This window comes from Novosphingobium sp. BAM6 (genome assembly GCF_057784955.1).
In genome coordinates this window covers 823,869-842,814 of the sequence record NZ_JBYNTR010000001.1, presented here as the reverse complement: position 1 = coordinate 842,814, position 18,946 = coordinate 823,869, and the positions used below count along the sequence as shown (strand labels likewise).

The window sequence follows — 18,946 nt, the reverse complement described above, 5'->3', positions numbered from 1 at the left end:
ATATCGGGGATGGTGAGGGGGATGCCCCTTCGCCCCCCCATCGATCAGCATACCGACTGCGGAAGCTGATCCCACACGCAGCGCCATCGCGCAGGCGATCACGAAATGTGTCAAGGCCGCATAGCCATCAAGCGCTTCCACCGGAAGTGCATCTGACGCGCGATACCCGTAAGCCCCAATGCCCGTAAACATGGCCCAGTTCGGTTTTGTATCGGGAAGCCGGCCGCGCCAGCATCAGCGCCATCTTGTCCTACAGATATTGCAGAAATCTGCGGCTCATCCCGGCCATGACGCTGCCCGCCTCCTTCCCGATGTAAGCATCTCCGACAGATGCGCGCAAATTTTGCGTTACTCTGCAACAAAGATGAAATCTTCGGGAAGGAATTAACTCCGACAAATGCGCTCGCAAAAAGCGAGTCTGAGGGGACCGGGAAAGCCTGCCCCTCACATTGGGAGGGTGATTTATGGCGTTCCGGCCATTCGTATTCTGCACAGCATCGGTCATTGCGCTCGGCATGAGCGGCGTCGCGCAGGCGCAAACCGCGCAGGTCAACGCGACCGCGCAGTCCGGCGGCGATTCCGCCGACAGCGCCTCGACCTCAGCCGCGCCGACGGACAACTCGGAAATCATCGTGACGGGCGTACGCGCCTCGCTGATGTCGGCCGAGAACATCAAGAAGAACGCGATCAACATCGTCGATTCGATCGTGGCCGAGGATATCGGCAAATTGCCTGACAACACCGTGTCCGACGCGCTCCAGCGCGTGACCGGCGTGCAGATCACCCGCGCGGCAGGTGAGGCCAGCTCCGTCCAGATCCGCGGCCTTCCCAACGCCGCCACGCTCGTCAACGGACTGGAGACCTTCACCGGCACGGGCCGCGCGGTCGCTCTGGGCGATATTCCTGCCGAACTCGTCAACGGGGTCGATGTCTACAAGACCAGCACGCCCGACCTGATCGAAGGCGGTGTCGCGGGGGTCATCGACGTGCGCCTGCGCCGTCCGTTCGACTTCAGCGACGGCCTGCATGTGGCAGGTGGCATTCGCGGCATCTACTCCGACCAGTCGGACAAGGGCAGCTACGTGGGCAGCGCGCTTGTCAGCGATCGCTGGCAGACCGGCCTTGGCGAAATGGGTCTGCTCGTCTCGGTCTCGTACAACCGCCGCAAGTACCAGGATCAGGACGCGTTCAATTTCGTCAGCACCGGTGATCCGGTCGCCATTCCGGATACCGTGGGCGGCATCTATGCCGGCGGCGACCGCGAGCGAACCGGCGTAAACGTCGCCTATCAGTGGCGTCCGACCTCCAATCTCGAAATCCACGCGGACGGGCTCTACACCAAGTACCGCAATCTCTATAACAACAGCTACTTCATCGGCATTCCGGGCGCCGGGACCATCACCTCGACCACGCCCTACGACGATTACGACTTCCTCGCCGGAAGCACCACGACAAGCAACGCCTACACGCTTACCAGCATGCAGGCCTATCTCGACCAGACGCAGAGCTACCAAGGCAATCTGGGCGCACGCTGGAACAGCGGCAACGTGACGATCTCGTCCGAGCTGACCTACAACTACAGCAAGATCAAGGATCGCAACGTCATCGTCGATACGTCGTTCAACGCGCCGTCGATGACTATCGATTACGACAAGGGCGGCACGCCGAACGTCGACATTTCGGGCGTCGATATGACCGATCCGTCGAACTACACGGTGCGCAACCTGTTCGACAACCACTCGCTTGCCACCAGCAAGCAGTGGGCCTGGCGCAACGACATCCAGGTCGACACCGGCGACGGGTTCTTCAAGAACATCAAGGTCGGCACGCGCTATACCCATCGCGAAGTCGTCTCGCAGGCAACCACGTCGACGCAGTACGTTTCGGACGGCACGACAACGCTAGATATGCTGTCGGATGATGCATACACCACCTCGCCGACGGGCCTCGTCAAGGGCGCGCTCGGCGTGGGTCAGTACCTCACGATGGACCCGGACTACCTGCTCAAGCACACCGATGCGATCCGCGAACTGTTCGGTCGCCCCGATGGCGATGCAGCCTACGATCCGGCGAACTATTTCGCCGATACCGAGGATACTTACGCGTTCTACGGGCAGTTCCAGTACGGCTTCAACATCGGCTCGATCCCGATTACGGGTGTGGGCGGCGCACGCGTTGTCAACACGGTGGAGCGACTGCTCGGTGACACGGTTGGCTCCAAGCAGAACTACCTGAACGTCCTTCCCAGCATCAACGCCAAGGCCGAACTGGCGGACAACCTGTTCCTGCGTCTGGCCTGGGGCAAGACAGTGACGCGGCCTGAATTCGCCTCGCTCAACCCGCTGGTGGCCTATGCCCCCAGTGGCACGACCGGCATCAGTGGCGGGTATTACGGCACTGGCTCTGGCGGCAATCCTGACCTTTCTCCGGTCAAGTCGACAGCTTACGACGCCAGCCTGGAATTCTATCCGTCGCGGTCGACCTCGCTGACGGCGGCCGGATTCTATCGCTCGATCGATGGCTACATCGTCACCTATTCGGCCGATGAGGAAATCGACGGCGAGAAGTATCTCGTCAGCCGTCCGCGCAACACGCACGACGGCAAGCTCTATGGCGTGGAAGTGGCCTACCAGCAGTTCTTCGACTTCCTGCCGGGCGCCTTCAGCGGCCTCGGCGTACAGTTGAACGGCACCTACAGCGACGGCACCGTCGAGGATCCGATCAACGGCGGGCGTGAGCGCGTTCCCGATGTCTCGCACTGGTCCTACAACGCCGTCGCCATGTACGAGAAGTACGGCATTTCGGCACGTCTCGCCTACAACTGGCGTTCCAGCTACGTCGACAGCTACAATTCCGGCGGCGTGCAGGGCAATACGATCATGGTCAAGCCGACCGGGCAGCTCGACTTCTCGGCAAGTTACGATCTTACCTCGAACGTGACGCTGACCTTCAACGCCACGAACATCACCGACCGTACCTATCATGACTACTTCGTGGGCACAGGATCGACCGGCGAGAGCAGCGTGACACCGCGCGATACCCGCACCTACGACCGTACTTTCGAGTTCGGCGCCCGCTTCAAGTTCTGATCGAGCCTGAAGGTCGCACAACAAAAAGAGCCGGGGGACCAGCGAGGTCTCCCGGCTCTTTTTGTGTTGCCGTCATGCGAAAGGGAGAGATCAGCTTTCGGGGAACATCGCATCGCGCGCGGCACGAGCGGCCTGTGCTTCCTCGGCCGTCAGGTCGAGGCGATCGAAGGCCTCGTCGAGCATGATCGGCAGCGGCGCATCGGGATGGCGTATGGCGAGCACGAAAGTCTCGTTGTACATCGGCACGAAATGCATCCACGGCGTCTCGGTCTTGCGGAACAGCGAGACGACCGAAAGGCGCGTCTTGCGACCGGTCACAGGCGCATAGGTAATGCGGTCCTTGCCCCGCTTCTTCATGCGATGGGTGATGCGCGCCCAGATCGGCTCCAGCTTTGCGGCGCCTTTGATGCCCTTGTAGGTCGCCGCCATGTGGAAGTGGCGGCGTATCAGCAGCACCGACACCACGCCCAGCAGCACGACGATCGCCAGCGAGCCGAGCGCACGGTTCCAGAACTCGTCGATGGCAAGCGAGAGCGTCATGTTCTCGGGATGCCCACGCTGGGCAACGACGGTGGTCTCGTAGTCACCGCCACCGATATCGATGAACGAGAAATCGACATCCTTGATCGCGGTGGTGCCATCGGGCGCGGTGTAAGCGATGCCCGCCTTGCAGTTCACCGTCATGCGCTTGGATCGACATTCGCTGCTGGCGAGCGAGGCGTCGGTCACTTCCACCGGATCGAGCTTGATCTGGAAGTCGCGATAGAGCCCCGGCCACACGACGATGGCCGTTCCGATGGCCACAATGCCCATGATGATCGCGATGAAGACCATCCGATAGCGATCGGCCAGGCCGGGATTGCGCACTCCGATCGGTCTGTCGGGCAGCAAGCCCGCAAGGCTGGGAAGGTCGAAATCGGTTTTCATCTGAGGCTGTCCCCCGTTACTTTTCATTAAGGATAAAGCGATCACCCCAGAACCGAAAAGCCAATCAAGGCAATGGACTAAAGGCAATGACTCCACTCAAAAGCAGATCGGGGCAGGGGGTTAAAGTACAGCTGTCGGAAATGCGGCACGCCTCGTCCCTTCATGTCGGACAAGACGTGCCGCAACACGGGACGGGCAGAGCGGGAAGCAGTCTAGAGCAGTGTGCCCGACAGGATCGCCAGCGCGATGGTGAAGTAGATCACGAGGCCGGTCACATCGACCAGCGTTGCCACGAACGGGGCCGAAGCGCTCGCAGGGTCGAACCCCAGACGTTTGAGCGCGAAAGGTAGCATCGCGCCTGCCAGCGAGCCGAAAGTGACGATGCCGACCAATCCGCTTGCCACCGTGATCGCGATCAGCATCCAGTGGTCGCCGTAGTCGTAGAAGCCCAGCAACTGCCACGCGGTGATCCGCACGAGACCGACCATGCCCAGGATCGCGCCCAGCGCCAGCCCGGTCGGCAGTTCGCGCAAGGCGACGCGCCACCAGTCCTTCACCTTGACCTGTCCCAGCGCCAGGGCCCGGATGATGAGCGAGGTCGCCTGACTGCCGCTGTTGCCTCCCGAACTCATGATGAGCGGAATGAACAGCGTCAGTACTACTGCGCGCTCCAGTTCGCTCTCGAAATGCTGCATCGCGCTGGCGGTGAGCATCTCTGAGACGAACAGCACGCTGAGCCAGCCCGCGCGCTTGCGGATCATCGCAAGAAAGCCGGTTTCCAGATAGGGCCGATCGAGCGCCTCGACGCCGCCGAACTTCTGCGCATCCTCGGTATGTTCGGCGACCAGCGCATCCAGCACATCGTCGACGGTGACGATACCGACAGGGCGATGCTGTTCATCCACCACCGGCAAGGCGAGAAGATCGTGTCGGCGGATAAGGTCGGCAACCGCCTCGCGATCGGTGCGCGGCGAGACGACGACAGGCATCCGCCCACGGGATAGTTCGATCGCAGGAGACTGCGGCTCGGCCACGATGAGACGGCGCAAAGAGACTGTCGCCTCCAGCCGCCCTGCAGCGTCAAGCAGAAATACCGAATAGACCGTCTCACGGCTGCGTTCGACCGTGCGGATATGGGTGAGCACGTCCGCCACGCTCGCAGTTGCGGAGCAGGCGACATACTCGGTGGTCATCATGCCGCCCGCGCTGTCTTCGGGCCATGCAAGCAGGGCCGAAAGCGAGCGGCGGACGTCGGGCGACACCCCCGCCAGGATCGCTGCGGCGACTTCGCTGTCCATCTCGGCCAGCACATCGACCGCACGGTCCTCGGCCATCTGCGCGATGAACTGGATCGCGCGGGACAGGGGCATTGCCGCCAGAACATCCGACGCATCGGTAAATTCGGGCCGGTCGAGCACGCCCACGGCCCGCACGTTTTCCATACGGGCAAGCTGCTCGGCCGCCACATCGGGGGAAAGCCCTCGCAGGCTTTCCACCACGTCTGCAAGGTAGAGCCCGCGTTTTGCGGGCCGGAAACCGGCAGCCACGCCGGCAATGAGGTCGTTCACCATTCTTCACCTGCCGTCCGCACGACCTTCGCGGACGACAACCAGCAGTTCAGCCAGCCGTCAGCCGCGAGGGCGTGCGATGCTACTGGAACTGTCGCTGGACATGTTCTCGCTTCCTGAAGCGGCTATTGGAGCAGAAACACTCCCTTTACGCCGCGCGCTCACCTGCTGTCCGCACCGTTGCGAAGGCAGGCCATGGGTATGTGGCGGACAGGGTGGGATTCGAACCCACGGTGAGCTTGCACCCACGGCGGTTTTCAAGACCGCTGCCTTAAACCACTCGGCCACCTGTCCATCGGGGATTGCGCATAGCGCAAAGCGGGCGCGGTGCAAGAGGCGTTCTCACGCCATCAGCGCGAAGACGGAACGCGCGATGCGTGCGATGGCTTTCCACGACGAAGCAGGGCTTTGCATTTCCTTGGGCTCCCGATTGTGCAAGGTTGTCCGGCGATGACTTTGGCGAACCGAATTTCGACCCGTTTCTCCGCCGCGACCCGTCGGCGAGGCTTTCGTGCAGCCGCTCTGGCCGCTGCACTGCTGGTAATGCCCGGATCGGCGTTGCAGGCACAGCCGGGTGGCCAGTCGTTCGACAACTATATCTCGACCGTGGCGGCCCGCGCCCGCCGCGAAGGGGTGAGCGAGGCGACGATTGCGCGCATGCTGACCGGCCTCACTCCCAACGACAAGGTGATCGCGCTCGATACGCAGCAGCCCAGCCGCCAGAGCGCGCCACCCGCGATGTCCGGTTACCTCGCCAAGCACCTTGGCGCAGGGATCGTCCAGCGCGGCAAGGCCAACTACGCGCGCATGGCAGGTATCCTGCCGGGTATCGAACAGCGCTATGGTGTTCCCGCCCCGGTCCTGTTTGCGATCTGGGGGCATGAAACGAATTTCGGCAGCTATACCGGCGATTTCGATCTCAACCGTTCGCTCGCGACGCTGGCCTGGGAAGGGCGCCGCCGCGCGCTGTTCGAAGGCGAACTGATCGCGTTGCTCAAGATGGTCGACCGGGGCGTGCCGCCCTCCAGCCTCAAGGGCAGCTGGGCAGGGGCCTTCGGTTATCCACAGTTTCTGCCGAGCGTCTATCTGCGCCTTGCCGTGGATGGCGACGGCAATGGCGATGCCAACCTGTTCAGCGCCGCCGACGCGATCGCCTCGATCGCCAACTATTTCCGCGATGCCGGATGGCGCCCCGGACAACCCTGGGGCGTCAGCGCATCGATACCCTCGGGCTTCAACACCGCCGCCTATGCCCCCAAGCTGAACGCAGCGAGCTGCAATTCGGTCTATGCGCGGCATTCGCAATGGAAGACGGTTTCGGAATGGCGCGCACTCGGCGTGCAGGCGCTGGCCCCGATCGCAGGCAATGTGCAGACCGCGCTGTTCCAGCCCGATGGGCCCGGAACGCCGGCCTGGCTGTTAACCGGTAATTATCGGGTCATCCTCCAGTACAACTGCTCGAACTACTACGCGCTTTCCGTGGGGTTGCTTGCAGATGAAATTGCCCGTTAACCACGCCGCCTCGCTGGCGACCGTGATCCTTCTCGCCACCGGCGGGATCGCCTTGCCCTTGCTCGCCGTTCCCGCGCTCGCGCGCGATCATGACAAGCATCAGACCGAACAGGCCGAGCCGACGAACGGTCCCGCGGCCGACTATCCGGTGGTGATCGGCGATCCCTTCACCATCGGCACCACGACATGGACGCCCTCGGATCAGCTCAACTACGATGCGGTTGGCTATGCCAGCGTCGATAGCACCGAAGGGCTTGTCGGCGTCAGCGCGGCGCACAAGACGCTGCCGCTGCCGAGCTATGTCGAAGTGACGGCGCTCGATACCGGACGCACGATCCTGCTGCGCCTCACCAAGCGCGGACCGATGAGCAACGACGTGCTCGTCGGTCTTTCACCCGATGCCGCCGCGCAGCTCGGGATTGCTCCCGGCTCGCATGCGCCGGTTCGCGTGCGCCGGGTGATCCCGCCGGAACAGGAGCGCGCACTCCTGCGCGCCGATGGCCGTGCGCCTGAACGCATGGCAACGCCCGATGGCCTGCTGCGTGTGCTGCGCCGCAAGCTCGCCGAGCAATCGCCGCTGCTCCCGCCGCCTTCCACGCCGCCGACGATGCCCTCCGCCATTCCCACCGACGCCAAGGTCGGCGCCTTTGCGGGCGGTCCGGCTGCCCCTGTGGCGAAGCCGGATTCGGTCGTTGCGGCGCAGAAGGTGGCGCCTAAGCCACTTCCGGCAGCGCCGAAGCCTGTCGTTGCGACAGCGCCCAAGGTGGAGCCGGTTGCAACGCCGAGGCAGACGCCCAAGCCGGAAGTCAGCGAGGCCACGAAACCGGCTCCCAGGCCTGCCGAGAAACCCGCCCCGTCTGTCACGGACAAGGGTTTGGCCAAGGACTGGGCGGTGCAGGTCGGCGCCTTCTCGTCCGCGCCCAACGCCAAGGCGCTCGCCCGCAAGCTGGGCGGCAGCGCGACGGCCAGCGGCAAGCTGACGCTGGTGCGGATGGGGCCTTTCGCAAGCCGTGCACAGGCTGCCGCAGCGCTGGAGAAGGCCAAGTCCGCAGGGTATAGCGACGCCCGGATAGTCCACCTAGACTGATCCTGCACGTGGACTGATCCGGGGCTATCGGCTGGCGCCGCATTGACCCGGCACACCTTCTCCGCGATGCAAAAGGACGAGTTACCGGAGAAGCGGGTCTTGAAGTCTTACGTGAAATTCGCCAGCGCGCTCGCCCTTGCAGGCGGCGTGGTGGCGACCGGCGCTGCAACCGCCGCCAATACCTCCACCACGGTCCGCACCGTTTCGCTCCCAACGCCGCCGCCAGAACTGGCGAAAGTGCCGGTGAGCATCCTTGTCGATCTCGGCTCGGGTCAGGTGCTCGAACAGCGCCGCCCGGACGTATCGTGGCTCCCCGCCTCGGTAACGAAGGTGATGACGGCCTATACCGCCTTTCAGGAAATCGACGCGGGGCACCTCAAGCTTGACCGGCGCTTCCCCGTGCCCAAGGCGATTTCGGACGAATGGTTCGCCAAGGGTACGTCGATGTACCTGAAGCCCACCGACAGCCCGACCACTGCCGATCTGCTCCACGGTATCCTTACCCAATCGGCCAACGATGCGGCAATCCTGCTCGCCACCGAATATGCGGGCAGCGTACCTGCATGGACGGCGAAGATGAATGCCAACGCCCGCGCGCTGGGCATGGCGCACAGCCACTACAACACGCCCAACGGCTGGATGGACGAAGGCAATACCTATGTCGCTGCGCGCGACATGGTGAAGCTCGCCGATGCGATGATCATGCACCACCCCGAACTCTATCACGAGTTCGTCGGCAAGAAGCACTGGTTCTGGCGCGATGTCGCCATGCGCAGCCACGATCCGCTGGTCGACGTGTTTCCCGGCGCCGACGGGATCAAGACCGGCTACACGCGTGAGGCGGGCTACAACTATGTCGGCACGGCAGAGCGCGATGGCCGCCGCCTCGTGCTCGTGCTTGCCGCTTCGGCCACGCCCAAGATCCGTGACGATGCCGCCAAGGCGCTGATGGAATGGGGCTTCTCCGGCTGGCAGGCGCACCACCTGTTCGACAAGGGTGCAACGATCACCGCCGCCCGCGTCCAGAACGGCGCCCAGCGCACCGTGCCGCTGGTCGCCGACCGCGAGGTTCACGCCACCGTTCTCACCGGCACCGATCCGAAGATCACGCTTACCGCGCATTACGACGGCCCCTTGCGGGCTCCGATTGTGCAAGGGCAGAAAGTGGGCGATCTCGAAATCCGCGTCGGCGATCTGCCTGCGGGACACATCGCCCTCTACGCACGCGACGACGTGCCTGTCGCCGGGCCGGTGGACAGGATCGTCAACGGGTTTATGAACCTGTTCTCATGAGCCAGAGCATCACCAAAGGACGCTTCATCGCGCTGGAAGGCGGCGAGGGGGCAGGCAAGTCGACACAGGCGCGCCTGCTGGCCGAGCGCCTTCGCGCGCAGGGCCTCGAAGTCGTCAGCACGCGCGAGCCCGGCGGCACGCCCGGCGCCGAGGCGATACGGCACCTGCTGCTCCACGGCGTCGATACACCGCAGGGTACCGCAGGCTGGAACCCGCGCGCCGAAGCGCTGCTGTTCGCCGCCGCGCGCTCCGATCATGTCGAAACGCTGATCCGGCCTGCGCTCACGCGCGGAGCATGGGTGGTGTGCGACCGCTATCTCGATTCGAGCCGCGCCTATCAGGGCGGCGGCGGCGGGCTGTCCGACGCCGATATCGTCACGCTCCACAGCGTGGGGAGCGAAGGGCTGCTGCCCGACCTCACGCTGCTGGTCGAGATCGACCCTGAAGTCGCCGCCGCACGCCTCGCGATCCGCGATGCCGACGGCACCGACCGGATCGGCTCGCGCGGGAGCGACTATCACGCCCGCGTCGCCACCGCCTTCGCCGCCTTTCGCGAGGAAGACCCTGCGCGCTACGCCCGGATCGACGGCAACGGCGATGCAGATGGCACCGCCGCGCTGATCTGGCAGGCCGTCTCCCGCCTGATCGAAGCCCCCGCCGCATGACCGGCAAGCCCGACACGGTGATCGGCCAGGACGCTGTCTGGGCCGAATGGATGGCCGCGCTCGCGTCCGAGCGAATGCACCATGCCTGGCTGCTTGCCGGTCCCAAAGGGCTCGGCAAGCGCGACTTCGCCCATGCCGCCGCCGCCGAACTTGTACGCGAAGAGGGCGTGCGCCAGCCTCCGCTCGATCAGCACCCCGACATCCTGTTGCTCGAACCTCTGCCCGCCAACGACGACGAGGCCAAGAAGAAGGCCGAGGGCAAGCCGTTCCAGACCAAGCGCAACATCTCGGTCGATCAGGTGCGCACGATGATCCGCAAGCTGGCGACCAAGCCGACGCTCGGCAACCGGCGCGCGATCATCGTCGAACCGGCCGACGATCTGGAAAAAGGCGCGGTCAACGCGCTGCTCAAGGTGCTGGAGGAGCCGCCCGCAGGCACCTACTTCCTGCTGATCGCGCACCAGCCCGGCCGCCTGCTGCCGACCGTGCGCTCGCGCTGCCGCACCTTGCGCTTCGCCCCGCTGGAGCGTGACCAGCTCGACCGGATGCTCCGTCAGGCCGAGCCGCAGGCGGACGACGCCTCGCGCGCCGCTGCAATTGCCGCTTCCAACGGCTCGCCCGGCCTCGCGCTGACGATCGTCCAGCTCGAACTTGGCGCCATCCACGCCCTGATGCAGCGCATCCTTCACGAAGGCGACCGCCATATGCAGTTGCGCGGCGCGCTGACGCAGGAAATAGGCGCAAGGCCGACGCGGGAACGGCAACTGGCCGCGCTCGAACTCGCCCGTGCCGAACTGGCAGGCGCATTGGCTGGTGCCTCGGGCGAGCGGCAGATGCGGATCATCGAAGCCCATGCGGCGATGACGCAGCTCTCGGTCGAGGCCGGAACCTACAATTTCGATGCCGGGCTTCTCATATTGGAAATTGGCGGCTTGCTGGCCTCGGCTGCGGTGCCTAGAGAAGCGGTTCGCACACCACGGTAATCATCACAGAAAGTCGCGACGGCGCCATGGCCGAGCCCTATTACATCACCACCGCGATCAGCTACCCCAACGGCAAGCCGCATATTGGCCATGCTTACGAGGCCATCGCTGCCGACGTCATCGCCCGCCATCGCAAGGCCGAAGGCCACGAAGTGCGCTTTCAGACGGGCACTGACGAGCACGGTCTGAAAATGGCGCAAAAGGCCCGCGATCTGGGCATGACCGCCGCCGAACTTGCCAATGAAATGTCACAGCATTTCATCGATATGTGCGCCGCTCTTAATATCGATTACGATGTCTTCCTGCGCACGACCGAGCCGCGCCACCATGCTGCCAGTCAGGCGCTGTGGCAGCGCATGGAAGCCAACGGCGATCTCTACCTCGATCGCTACGAAGGCTGGTACTCGCTGCGCGACGAGGCCTATTACGACGAGAGCGAACTGGTCGCAGGCGAGGGCGGCGAGAAGCTGTCTCCGCAGGGTACGCCGGTCGAGTGGACGGTCGAGGAATCCTGGTTCTTTCGCCTCTCGAAGTATCAGGAGCCGTTGCTGGAACTCTACCGCAACGCCGACTTCATCCGTCCGGAGAGCCGCCGCAACGAGATCGTCCGCTTCGTCGAAGGCGGGTTGCGCGATCTGTCGGTCTCGCGCACCAGCTTCGACTGGGGAGTGAAAGTGCCCGGCAGCGACAACCACGTCATGTACGTGTGGGTCGATGCGCTCACCAACTACCTGACTGGCCTCGGTTTCCCCGAGCAGACCGAGGATATGGCCAAGTTCTGGCCCGCCGATCTGCACCTGATCGGCAAGGACATTGTCCGCTTTCACACGGTTTACTGGCCCGCGTTCCTGATGAGCGCCCAACTGCCGCTGCCAAAGCAGGTGTTCGGCCACGGCTTCCTGCTCAATCGCGGGCAGAAGGAATCGAAGTCGCTCGGCAACACCACCGATCCGGTGGCACTGGCCGAGACCTTCGGTGTCGATACCGTCCGCTACTTCCTGATGCGCGAAGTCGCTTTCGGGCAGGACGGTTCGTGGTCGCCGGAAGCCATCGTGACACGCTCTAACGCCGAACTCGCCAACAGCTTCGGCAATCTGGCACAGCGCAGCCTTTCCATGATCTTCAAAAACATGGATGGCGAAGTGAAGTCTGGGCTTGAACTGTCCGACGCCGACATCGCGCTCGAAACAACCGTTGCGCAGGGCATCGTCGAACTACGCGAAGCCTTTGGCCGCCTTGCCTTCTCCGATGGCCTGGACGCCTGGATGCGCGCTGTTTTCGCCTGCAACCAGTACGTCGACGAACAGGCTCCGTGGGCGCTGCGCAAGAGCGATCCGGCGCGTATGGAAGCCGTGTTGATGACGCTGTTCCGCGTGGTGCGCGATCTCGCGCTCGCTGTCCGACCGGTTGTGCCCGGCGCCATCGACGCGCTGCTCGATCAGATGGGACAGGTTGCGGACGAACGCACCTATGCCGCGCTGGCGACAAGCGACTGGTTCGCCACACTGGTCGCCAGCGGCTACAAGGTCGGCAAGCCGCAGGGCGTGTTTCCCCGCCTTGAACTGCCGGAAGAGGCCGCCGCCTGATGCTGATCGATTCCCACTGCCACCTCGAATACGAAGGCGTCGCCGAGGATCGCGCGGGCGTACTCGCCCGCGCAAGGGCGGCGGGGATCGCTGGTTTCCTCAACATCTCCACACGCCAGAGCGAGTGGGAGAGGGTGGTCGGCACCGCCGAGCGTGAGCCCGACATCTGGGCTTCGGTCGGCATCCACCCGCACGAGGCGGACAGCCATGCCGATCTCGGCGAGGCTGTCCTGCTGGCCGCTACGGCCCATCCCAAGGTGATCGGCATCGGCGAGACGGGGCTGGATTTCTATTACGACAAGTCCGACCGGCAGGTGCAGGAAGACCTCTTCCGCATGCATATCCGCGTTGCGCGCGAGACCGGTCTTCCGGTCATCATCCATACCCGCGAAGCCGAAGCGGATACGCTGCGCATCCTGGAAGACGAACTGGGAAAGGGGGCGTTTCCCGCACTCATCCACTGCTTCACCGCCTCGCCCGAATTTGGCCGCGCCGTGCTCGATCTGGGCCTTTGCATCTCGATTTCAGGCATCGTGACTTTCAAGAATGCCAAGGACTTGCAGGCCTTTGTTCCGACCATTCCGGAAGATCGGCTACTGGTAGAGACGGACTCGCCGTTCCTCGCGCCGGTGCCCCATCGTGGGCGCCCGTGCGAACCGGCCTTCACCGCGGTCACCGCGCAGTTCGTGGCGGACCTTCGTGGTATACCGCTTGAGGAACTCGGCGCCTCGACCACCCGCAATTTCTTTACGTTGTTCTCGAAAGCACAGCCGGTGCAGGCGGTTACGGCGTGAAAGTCACTATCCTTGGCAGCGGGACGTCTACCGGCGTGCCGCGCCTCGGCGGCGAGGATGGCAAGGCCGATTGGGGCCTGTGCGACCCCAACGAGCCGAAGAACCGTCGCACGCGTGTTGCGATCCTGCTGGAGAGCGATGCCGGCGCGCGCATCCTCGTGGATACGCCCACGGATCTGCGTCAGCAGTTGCTCGACAACGACATTCATCGCCTCGACGCGGTATTCTGGACGCACGATCATGCCGATCACTGCCACGGCATCGATGATCTGCGCCCGCTACGCTATGGCCGCGCCGGCCCGATACCGGGCTTCGCGCATTCCGAGACCGTGCGCCGTCTACGCCAGCGTTTCGGCTATGTCTTTGCGGGGCAGTACGGCTATCCGACGCTGATCCAGCTCGACAATCTCGACACGCTGCGGCTGTGCGAGGGCTTCCGCGTCGATCACTGCCAGATGCCGCATGGCGGGATGGAATCGACCGGATATCGCTTCGACTGCGATGGCAAGTCTGTCTGCTATACGACTGATTTCAATGCGATTACGCGTGATATTGAAGACCTGTGTTACCGCGCGGACCTGCTGATCGTAGACTGCCTGCGCCGTGAACCGCATCCCACGCATGCGCACCTTGCCATGTCGCTCGAACTGATCGAGCGCTGTCGCGTGGGCCATGCGGTGCTGACACATCTCGACAAGAGCATGGATTACGCGACGCTGGCGGCCGAGATGCCCGATAACGTTACGGTCGGCTATGACGGGCTGGTGATCGCGCCATGAGCAGCATGGGTACCATCGTTGCGATCATCACGGTGTTGGGCTCGCTGTTTCTGGTGACGCGCGGTTCCACGTTCCAGTCGATGAAGGCATCTCAGACGATCAAGCTTGCTGCGATCTGGGCCGCAATCATCCTCGGGCTCGTGCTTCTTATTTCGTTTCTGCAGCACTGACGGTCGCTCAAAGGCCCGCTTTCCCGATGCTTAATTTAACATAATATAGATTATCAATCATATCTGGCGCGTGCTATTATGGCCCCCAGATTAGGAATCTGGGGCTCAATCCATCGAACGCCCGATGCCAAATCAGCCGCTGCGTTGAAGTCTACACCGTCCTGACGATTGCCAAGCGTGAAACGCCAAGCTAGAGGCATCCGCGTTGCATCCGTAGCTCAGCCGGATAGAGCACCAGATTCCTAATCTGGGGGCCATGGGTTCGAATCCCGTCGGGTGCACCACCCCCCTCAAATCAGTTGGCCTTTTCCGGCGTCAACGGAAACAGCAGCGGCGCAAGGTCGATGCCTTCCTCGGCCAGTGCACGGGCATCGGCTAGGCTGGCCTCGCCATGGATCGCCTCGGCATCCTGCTCGCCATAGTGCATCGCGCGCGCCTCCTTGACGAAGTGCTTGCCGACGTAGCGCGAAGACTTGAGCGCGTTCGCCTGAAGCGTCGCCAGATGGGTCAGTACGGCAGCGAGTTGTTCAGGACTTGGCGGCGGAGCCTGCGGCGATGAAGCGGCTGGTACGGCAGCCTGTTTCGGCGTCTTGGCGGGAGCCTGCGCATGCTGTGGCAACTGGTTGCCCTTGCGCGTCAGGCGCGGTGCCTGCACCGCCTTGCCGATATCGGAGCAATCGCAGTGCGGGCACGAAATCAGCCCCTTGATCTGCTGATCCTCGAAATCGCCTGAACTTTTGAACCAGCCTTCGAAACGATGATCGCCGCCCGCGCACTGGAGATCATAGACGATCATCGAGCAACCTCGCGGCGGTTGGCAAGGCTCGGCAACTGTCTGCGCACTTCGACGAGACGCGCCGGATCGAGATCGACGAAACCGAGGCCCGAAGCCTCACCGCCCATGTCGAGCAAGACCTCGCCCCAGGGATCTATCGCCAGCGAATGGCCGTAGGTTTCGCGCCCATCCTCGTGGGTGCCGACCTGCGCCGCGCTCAGCACGAAAGCGCTGGCCTCAACCGCACGGGCGCGCTGGAGGAGATGCCAGTGCGCCCGGCCCGTAGGCACCGTGAAGGCGGCCGGAATGGCGATCACATCGCACTTCACGCGACCAAGTGCCTCGAACAGCGCCGGGAAGCGAATGTCGTAGCAGATCGCCAGCCCCAGCCTGCCTATCGGAGTTTCGACTGTGGTGACGGCATTGCCCGGTGCATAGGCGCCGGATTCGCGCCAGGTCTCGCCGGTATCGAGCTCGACGTCGAACATGTGCATCTTGTCGTAGCGCGCGGCGATCTCACCTTGCGCGTCGATCACGAAAGCGCGGTTGGCGAAGCGCTGGTCCTCTGCCCCCTCCTCGGGACGGATTGCCAGCGAGCCGAGGTGGACCCACAGCCCTTCCCGCGCCGCCGCCTCGCGCACGGCCGCGAGCACGCGGTCTTCCGTTTCGGTCGCAACCTTGGGGCGCCCTCTGGCGCGGTCGCGATCGAGCAGGCCGGACATCTCGGGCGTGAACAGCATCGCCGCTCCGCCCTCACGCGCGGCCTTCACGGCTGCGACAATGGCGGCGGCGTTGGCATCGGGATCGATGCCGCTGGTCATCTGCAGGATCGCGGCGCGGGGCATGGTGGTCTGGAAGCTCGCGATCAGAGGCCGAGCACAGGGTCGAGCTTGCCCGCGCGGTCCAGCGCGTTGATGTCGTCGAAACCGCCGAAGGGTGTGCCATCGACCAGCACCTGCGGAACGGTGCGGGCGCCGGGTACGCGCTCTTCCATCTCGGTGCGCTTGGGGCCGCCCATGGTGATGTCGTATTCCTCGTAGGCCACGCCCTTGTCGTCGAGCAGCGCCTTGGCGGCCACGCAGTACGGGCAGCCCCACTTGGTGTAGATCTCGACTTTCGGGGTGCTGCTCATCTGCGATGCTCCTTGGGTATTGCGCGACCGTTCGAAGGGAGGCGTGAAAACTCTTTCATCGTGCCCCTTGAAAGCCTGCTGCGCTACCATAACTTGGGAGCAGAGTCATGGCCCGCCAAGGGGATGGCTCGATAACCGGGGCGCCGCAGTACGGGCCCTTCACGAAGATTGCTCAGCAGAGGATTTTTGTCATGAACCGTGTCGATTTTTCGCCCTATCGCCGCACCATGGTCGGTTTCGATCGTTTGTTCGACATGATCGAGAACCAGAACCGGGTGAACGGCGGCGACAAGTACCCCCCGTTCAATATCGAGCGCCGTAGCCAGGACGACTACCGCATCACGCTGGCGGTCGCCGGTTTCAAGTCCGCAGATATCGACATCACCGCGCAGGCCAATCTGCTGATCGTCAAGGGTTCCAAGCCCGAGGATCATGCCGAAGGCGAATACCTGCACGTCGGCATTGCCCAGCGCGGGTTCGAGCGCCGCTTCGAACTGGCCGATTATGTGCGCGTCACCGGCGCCGACATGGCCGATGGCCTCCTGGTGATCGACCTTGCGCGCGAAGTGCCCGAGGCGATGAAACCCAAGAAGATTGCCATCGGCGGCAACCAGTTGACGGTGGTGGAGAACGACGAAGGCAGCGCGGCGGCCTGATCCGCCGCCCTTCCCTCTCCCTTGTTGCGTGTGACACGGGGCGGTCCGGTTATCCGGGCCGCCCTTTTTCGTGAAGATTGCGAGCCAAGAAAAAGGCCGGAAGCGATCATCCCGCCCCGGCCTTTTCGTGTTTCAGTCTGCCGAGAGAAACCTCAGACCAGACGCGCCTGACGCAGCGCGGCGGCAATGAAACCGGCGAACAGCGGGTGCGGCTCGAACGGGCGAGACTTCAGCTCCGGGTGGAACTGCACGCCGACGAACCACGGATGGTCCGGGCGCTCGACGATCTCGGGCAGCAGGCCGTCGGGCGACATCCCTGCAAAGATCAGGCCGCTGCCTTCCAGCTGATCGCGGTACGAGGCGTTGACCTCGTAGCGGTGGCGGTGGCGCTCGCTGATCGTGGTCGAACCGTAGAGCGAGGCAACGTGGCTGTTGGGCGAAAGCTCGGCAGTGTAGGCGCCAAGGCGCATGGTGCCGCCCAGATCGCCGCCCGAGGCGCGCTGCTCAAGCCCGTCCTTGCCCATCCATTCGGTGATGATGCCGACGACGGGTTCCTCTGTCGGGCCGAATTCGGTCGAGCTGGCCTTGGCGACACCGGCATGGCGCGCGCCCTCGATGCAGGCCATCTGCATGCCGAGGCAAATGCCGAGGAATGGCACGTTGCGTTCGCGGGCGAAGCGGACCGAGGCGATTTTGCCTTCCGCGCCACGCTCACCGAAGCCGCCGGGCACGAGGATGCCGTGCATCGGCTCCAGTTCGGCGGCGATTTCCGAATCGGCCTTTTCGAACAGCTCGGCGTCGATCCACTTGATGTGGACCTTGACGCGGTTGGCCATGCCGCCGTGGACGAGCGCCTCGTTCAGCGACTTGTAGGCATCGGGCAGGCCGACGTACTTGCCGACGACGCCGATGGTCACTTCGCCTTCGGGATTCTCGTAGCGATCGGTGATGTCGTCCCAGCGCGCCATATCCGGCGCCACCGAAGTCTCTTCCATCCCGAAGTGATGGAGCACTTCGGCATCGAGGCCTTCCTGATGGTACTGGAGCGGCACCGCGTAGATATTCGGCGCGTCGAGCGCCTGGATGACCGCCTGCGGGCGCACGTTGCAGAACAGCGCGATCTTGCGGCGCTCGCTCTCGGGCAGAGGGCGGTCGCAGCGGCACAGCAGGATGTCGGGCTGGATGCCCAGGCCGGTGAGTTCACGCACCGAGTGCTGCGTCGGCTTGGTCTTCAGCTCGCCCGCTGCGGCAATGTAGGGCACCAGCGTGACGTGGACGAAGCAGGTCTGCTCGCGGCCCAGTTCGTTGCGCAGCTGACGCATCGCCTCGACGAAGGGCAATCCCTCGATATCGCCGACGGTGCCGCCGATCTCGCAGAGCACGAAATCGAGGTCGTCGGCATCGTCGAGTGCGAAGTCCTTGATCTGGTCGGTGACGTGCGGGATCACCTGCACCGTCGCGCCCAGATAGTCGCCACGGCGCTCCTTCGTGATGATGTCACGATAGATGCGGCCCGAGGTGATGTTGTCGCTCTGGTGGGCCGAGACGCCGGTGAAGCGCTCGTAGTGGCCGAGATCGAGATCCGTCTCCGCGCCGTCGTCGGTCACGAAGACCTCGCCGTGCTGATACGGGCTCATCGTGCCCGGATCGACGTTGAGATAGGGATCGAACTTGCGGATGCGCACGCGATATCCGCGTGCCTGCAGGAGAGCCGCGAGGCTCGCTGCCATGAGACCCTTGCCGAGCGAGGAGACCACGCCGCCGGTGATAAAAATATGCCGCGCCATGGGAGTCGGCCCCTAAATCGCATGGAGGCCCAAAGGCAAGAGCCCTTGTGCCGAAATCCACAAAATGAACAAACGAAAGGCGCCCGACCCTGCCGGGCGCCCGCGAAAAATCAGGCTCTCAGGTGTCGGCCGGGTTGCGACCG

General features: G+C 63.8%; 17 protein-coding genes and 2 tRNA genes. 12 read left to right on the top strand and 7 right to left on the bottom strand.

Features of this window, described 5'->3' with window-relative positions; translation table 11 throughout:
• Nucleotides 1-464: 464 nt before the first annotated feature.
• Complete coding sequence (locus tag AC3EC3_RS03990) at nt 465-3,089, top strand: TonB-dependent receptor (RefSeq protein ID WP_488488367.1); 2,625 nt, start codon at nt 465-467, stop codon at nt 3,087-3,089.
• A gap of 90 nt (nt 3,090-3,179) precedes the next feature.
• Here AC3EC3_RS03990 and AC3EC3_RS03985 read toward each other — a convergent pair whose 3' ends face one another.
• From AC3EC3_RS03985 to AC3EC3_RS03975, 3 genes are all read right to left on the bottom strand, one after another.
• Nucleotides 3,180-4,016 (bottom strand): hypothetical protein, encoded by an 837-nt coding sequence (locus tag AC3EC3_RS03985; RefSeq protein WP_488488366.1) that lies wholly within the window; start codon nt 4,014-4,016, stop codon nt 3,180-3,182.
• Nucleotides 4,017-4,228: 212 nt separating this feature from the next.
• Nucleotides 4,229-5,587, bottom strand: coding sequence for a magnesium transporter (mgtE, locus tag AC3EC3_RS03980; RefSeq protein WP_488488365.1), 1,359 nt, complete (start codon nt 5,585-5,587; stop codon nt 4,229-4,231).
• A 201-nt stretch (nt 5,588-5,788) separates the two neighbouring features.
• Nucleotides 5,789-5,878 (bottom strand) — tRNA-Ser (locus AC3EC3_RS03975).
• Nucleotides 5,879-6,127: 249 nt separating this feature from the next.
• On the opposite strand from AC3EC3_RS03975, the gene AC3EC3_RS03970 reads away from it, so the two are divergent.
• From AC3EC3_RS03970 to AC3EC3_RS03925, 10 genes are all read left to right on the top strand, one after another.
• On the top strand, nt 6,128-7,096 hold the full coding sequence (locus AC3EC3_RS03970) for a lytic murein transglycosylase (RefSeq protein WP_488489192.1): 969 nt from the start codon (nt 6,128-6,130) through the stop codon (nt 7,094-7,096).
• The gene (locus tag AC3EC3_RS03965) at nt 7,080-8,183 is read left to right on the top strand and encodes an SPOR domain-containing protein (protein WP_488488364.1); all 1,104 of its coding nucleotides are present in this window, start codon (nt 7,080-7,082) and stop codon (nt 8,181-8,183) included. Before AC3EC3_RS03970 ends, AC3EC3_RS03965 begins: the two co-directional genes overlap by 17 nt.
• A 111-nt stretch (nt 8,184-8,294) precedes the next feature.
• Nucleotides 8,295-9,476 carry a D-alanyl-D-alanine carboxypeptidase family protein gene (locus AC3EC3_RS03960; RefSeq protein ID WP_488488363.1) on the top strand — a complete coding sequence of 394 codons (1,182 nt, stop codon included), beginning with the start codon at nt 8,295-8,297 and terminating at the stop codon, nt 9,474-9,476.
• A gap of 8 nt (nt 9,477-9,484) precedes the next feature.
• Nucleotides 9,485-10,141 (top strand): dTMP kinase, encoded by a 657-nt coding sequence (gene tmk / locus AC3EC3_RS03955; RefSeq protein ID WP_488489191.1) that lies wholly within the window; start codon nt 9,485-9,487, stop codon nt 10,139-10,141.
• Nucleotides 10,138-11,124, top strand: a complete 987-nt coding sequence (locus tag AC3EC3_RS03950; protein WP_488488362.1) for a DNA polymerase III subunit delta' — start codon at nt 10,138-10,140, stop codon at nt 11,122-11,124. Before tmk ends, AC3EC3_RS03950 begins: the two co-directional genes overlap by 4 nt.
• Nucleotides 11,125-11,150: 26 nt before the next feature.
• Complete coding sequence (metG, locus tag AC3EC3_RS03945) at nt 11,151-12,710, top strand: methionine--tRNA ligase (protein WP_488488361.1); 1,560 nt, start codon at nt 11,151-11,153, stop codon at nt 12,708-12,710.
• Entirely contained in the window at nt 12,710-13,504 is a 795-nt protein-coding gene (locus tag AC3EC3_RS03940; RefSeq protein ID WP_488488360.1) for a TatD family hydrolase, read from the top strand. The genes metG and AC3EC3_RS03940 overlap by 1 nt, the downstream gene beginning before the upstream one ends.
• Nucleotides 13,501-14,283: an MBL fold metallo-hydrolase gene (locus AC3EC3_RS03935; protein ID WP_488488359.1), complete on the top strand. Its 783-nt coding sequence runs from the start codon at nt 13,501-13,503 to the stop codon at nt 14,281-14,283. Before AC3EC3_RS03940 ends, AC3EC3_RS03935 begins: the two co-directional genes overlap by 4 nt.
• Complete coding sequence (locus AC3EC3_RS03930; RefSeq protein ID WP_488488358.1) at nt 14,280-14,453, top strand: hypothetical protein; 174 nt, start codon at nt 14,280-14,282, stop codon at nt 14,451-14,453. Before AC3EC3_RS03935 ends, AC3EC3_RS03930 begins: the two co-directional genes overlap by 4 nt.
• A gap of 207 nt (nt 14,454-14,660) precedes the next feature.
• Nucleotides 14,661-14,737, top strand: a tRNA-Arg gene (locus AC3EC3_RS03925).
• An 11-nt stretch (nt 14,738-14,748) separates the two neighbouring features.
• Here the strand turns inward: AC3EC3_RS03925 and AC3EC3_RS03920 are convergent.
• The 3 genes from AC3EC3_RS03920 to grxC are packed head-to-tail and all read right to left on the bottom strand — an operon-like array spanning nt 14,749 to nt 16,360.
• Entirely contained in the window at nt 14,749-15,249 is a 501-nt protein-coding gene (locus AC3EC3_RS03920) for a DUF1178 family protein (protein ID WP_488488357.1), read from the bottom strand.
• A complete protein-coding gene (locus AC3EC3_RS03915; protein WP_488488356.1) occupies nt 15,246-16,073 on the bottom strand; it encodes a carbon-nitrogen hydrolase family protein in 828 nt (275 codons plus the stop codon). The genes AC3EC3_RS03920 and AC3EC3_RS03915 overlap by 4 nt, the downstream gene beginning before the upstream one ends.
• A 20-nt stretch (nt 16,074-16,093) precedes the next feature.
• The gene (grxC, locus tag AC3EC3_RS03910; RefSeq protein WP_488488355.1) at nt 16,094-16,360 is read right to left on the bottom strand and encodes a glutaredoxin 3; all 267 of its coding nucleotides are present in this window, start codon (nt 16,358-16,360) and stop codon (nt 16,094-16,096) included.
• Nucleotides 16,361-16,551: 191 nt separating this feature from the next.
• Here grxC and AC3EC3_RS03905 point away from each other — a divergent pair, with 191 nt between their 5' ends.
• A complete protein-coding gene (locus AC3EC3_RS03905) occupies nt 16,552-17,016 on the top strand; it encodes an Hsp20 family protein (RefSeq protein WP_260922412.1) in 465 nt (154 codons plus the stop codon).
• A gap of 152 nt (nt 17,017-17,168) precedes the next feature.
• Here the strand turns inward: AC3EC3_RS03905 and pyrG are convergent, their stop codons facing one another.
• Nucleotides 17,169-18,803 carry a CTP synthase gene (pyrG, locus tag AC3EC3_RS03900; RefSeq protein ID WP_488488354.1) on the bottom strand — a complete coding sequence of 545 codons (1,635 nt, stop codon included), beginning with the start codon at nt 18,801-18,803 and terminating at the stop codon, nt 17,169-17,171.
• Nucleotides 18,804-18,946 lie beyond the last annotated feature (143 nt).

Coding starts and splice junctions, on each gene's coding strand:
- AC3EC3_RS03990 (WP_488488367.1), top strand. CDS start 465: ATGGCGTTCCGGCCATTCGTATTCTGCACAGCATCGGTCATTGCGCTC.
- AC3EC3_RS03985 (WP_488488366.1), bottom strand. CDS start 4,016: ATGAAAACCGATTTCGACCTTCCCAGCCTTGCGGGCTTGCTGCCCGAC.
- mgtE (WP_488488365.1), bottom strand. CDS start 5,587: ATGGTGAACGACCTCATTGCCGGCGTGGCTGCCGGTTTCCGGCCCGCA.
- AC3EC3_RS03970 (WP_488489192.1), top strand. CDS start 6,128: ATGCCCGGATCGGCGTTGCAGGCACAGCCGGGTGGCCAGTCGTTCGAC.
- AC3EC3_RS03965 (WP_488488364.1), top strand. CDS start 7,080: ATGAAATTGCCCGTTAACCACGCCGCCTCGCTGGCGACCGTGATCCTT.
- AC3EC3_RS03950 (WP_488488362.1), top strand. CDS start 10,138: ATGACCGGCAAGCCCGACACGGTGATCGGCCAGGACGCTGTCTGGGCC.
- metG (WP_488488361.1), top strand. CDS start 11,151: ATGGCCGAGCCCTATTACATCACCACCGCGATCAGCTACCCCAACGGC.
- AC3EC3_RS03940 (WP_488488360.1), top strand. CDS start 12,710: ATGCTGATCGATTCCCACTGCCACCTCGAATACGAAGGCGTCGCCGAG.
- AC3EC3_RS03930 (WP_488488358.1), top strand. CDS start 14,280: ATGAGCAGCATGGGTACCATCGTTGCGATCATCACGGTGTTGGGCTCG.
- AC3EC3_RS03920 (WP_488488357.1), bottom strand. CDS start 15,249: ATGATCGTCTATGATCTCCAGTGCGCGGGCGGCGATCATCGTTTCGAA.
- AC3EC3_RS03915 (WP_488488356.1), bottom strand. CDS start 16,073: ATGCCCCGCGCCGCGATCCTGCAGATGACCAGCGGCATCGATCCCGAT.
- grxC (WP_488488355.1), bottom strand. CDS start 16,360: ATGAGCAGCACCCCGAAAGTCGAGATCTACACCAAGTGGGGCTGCCCG.
- AC3EC3_RS03905 (WP_260922412.1), top strand. CDS start 16,552: ATGAACCGTGTCGATTTTTCGCCCTATCGCCGCACCATGGTCGGTTTC.
- pyrG (WP_488488354.1), bottom strand. CDS start 18,803: ATGGCGCGGCATATTTTTATCACCGGCGGCGTGGTCTCCTCGCTCGGC.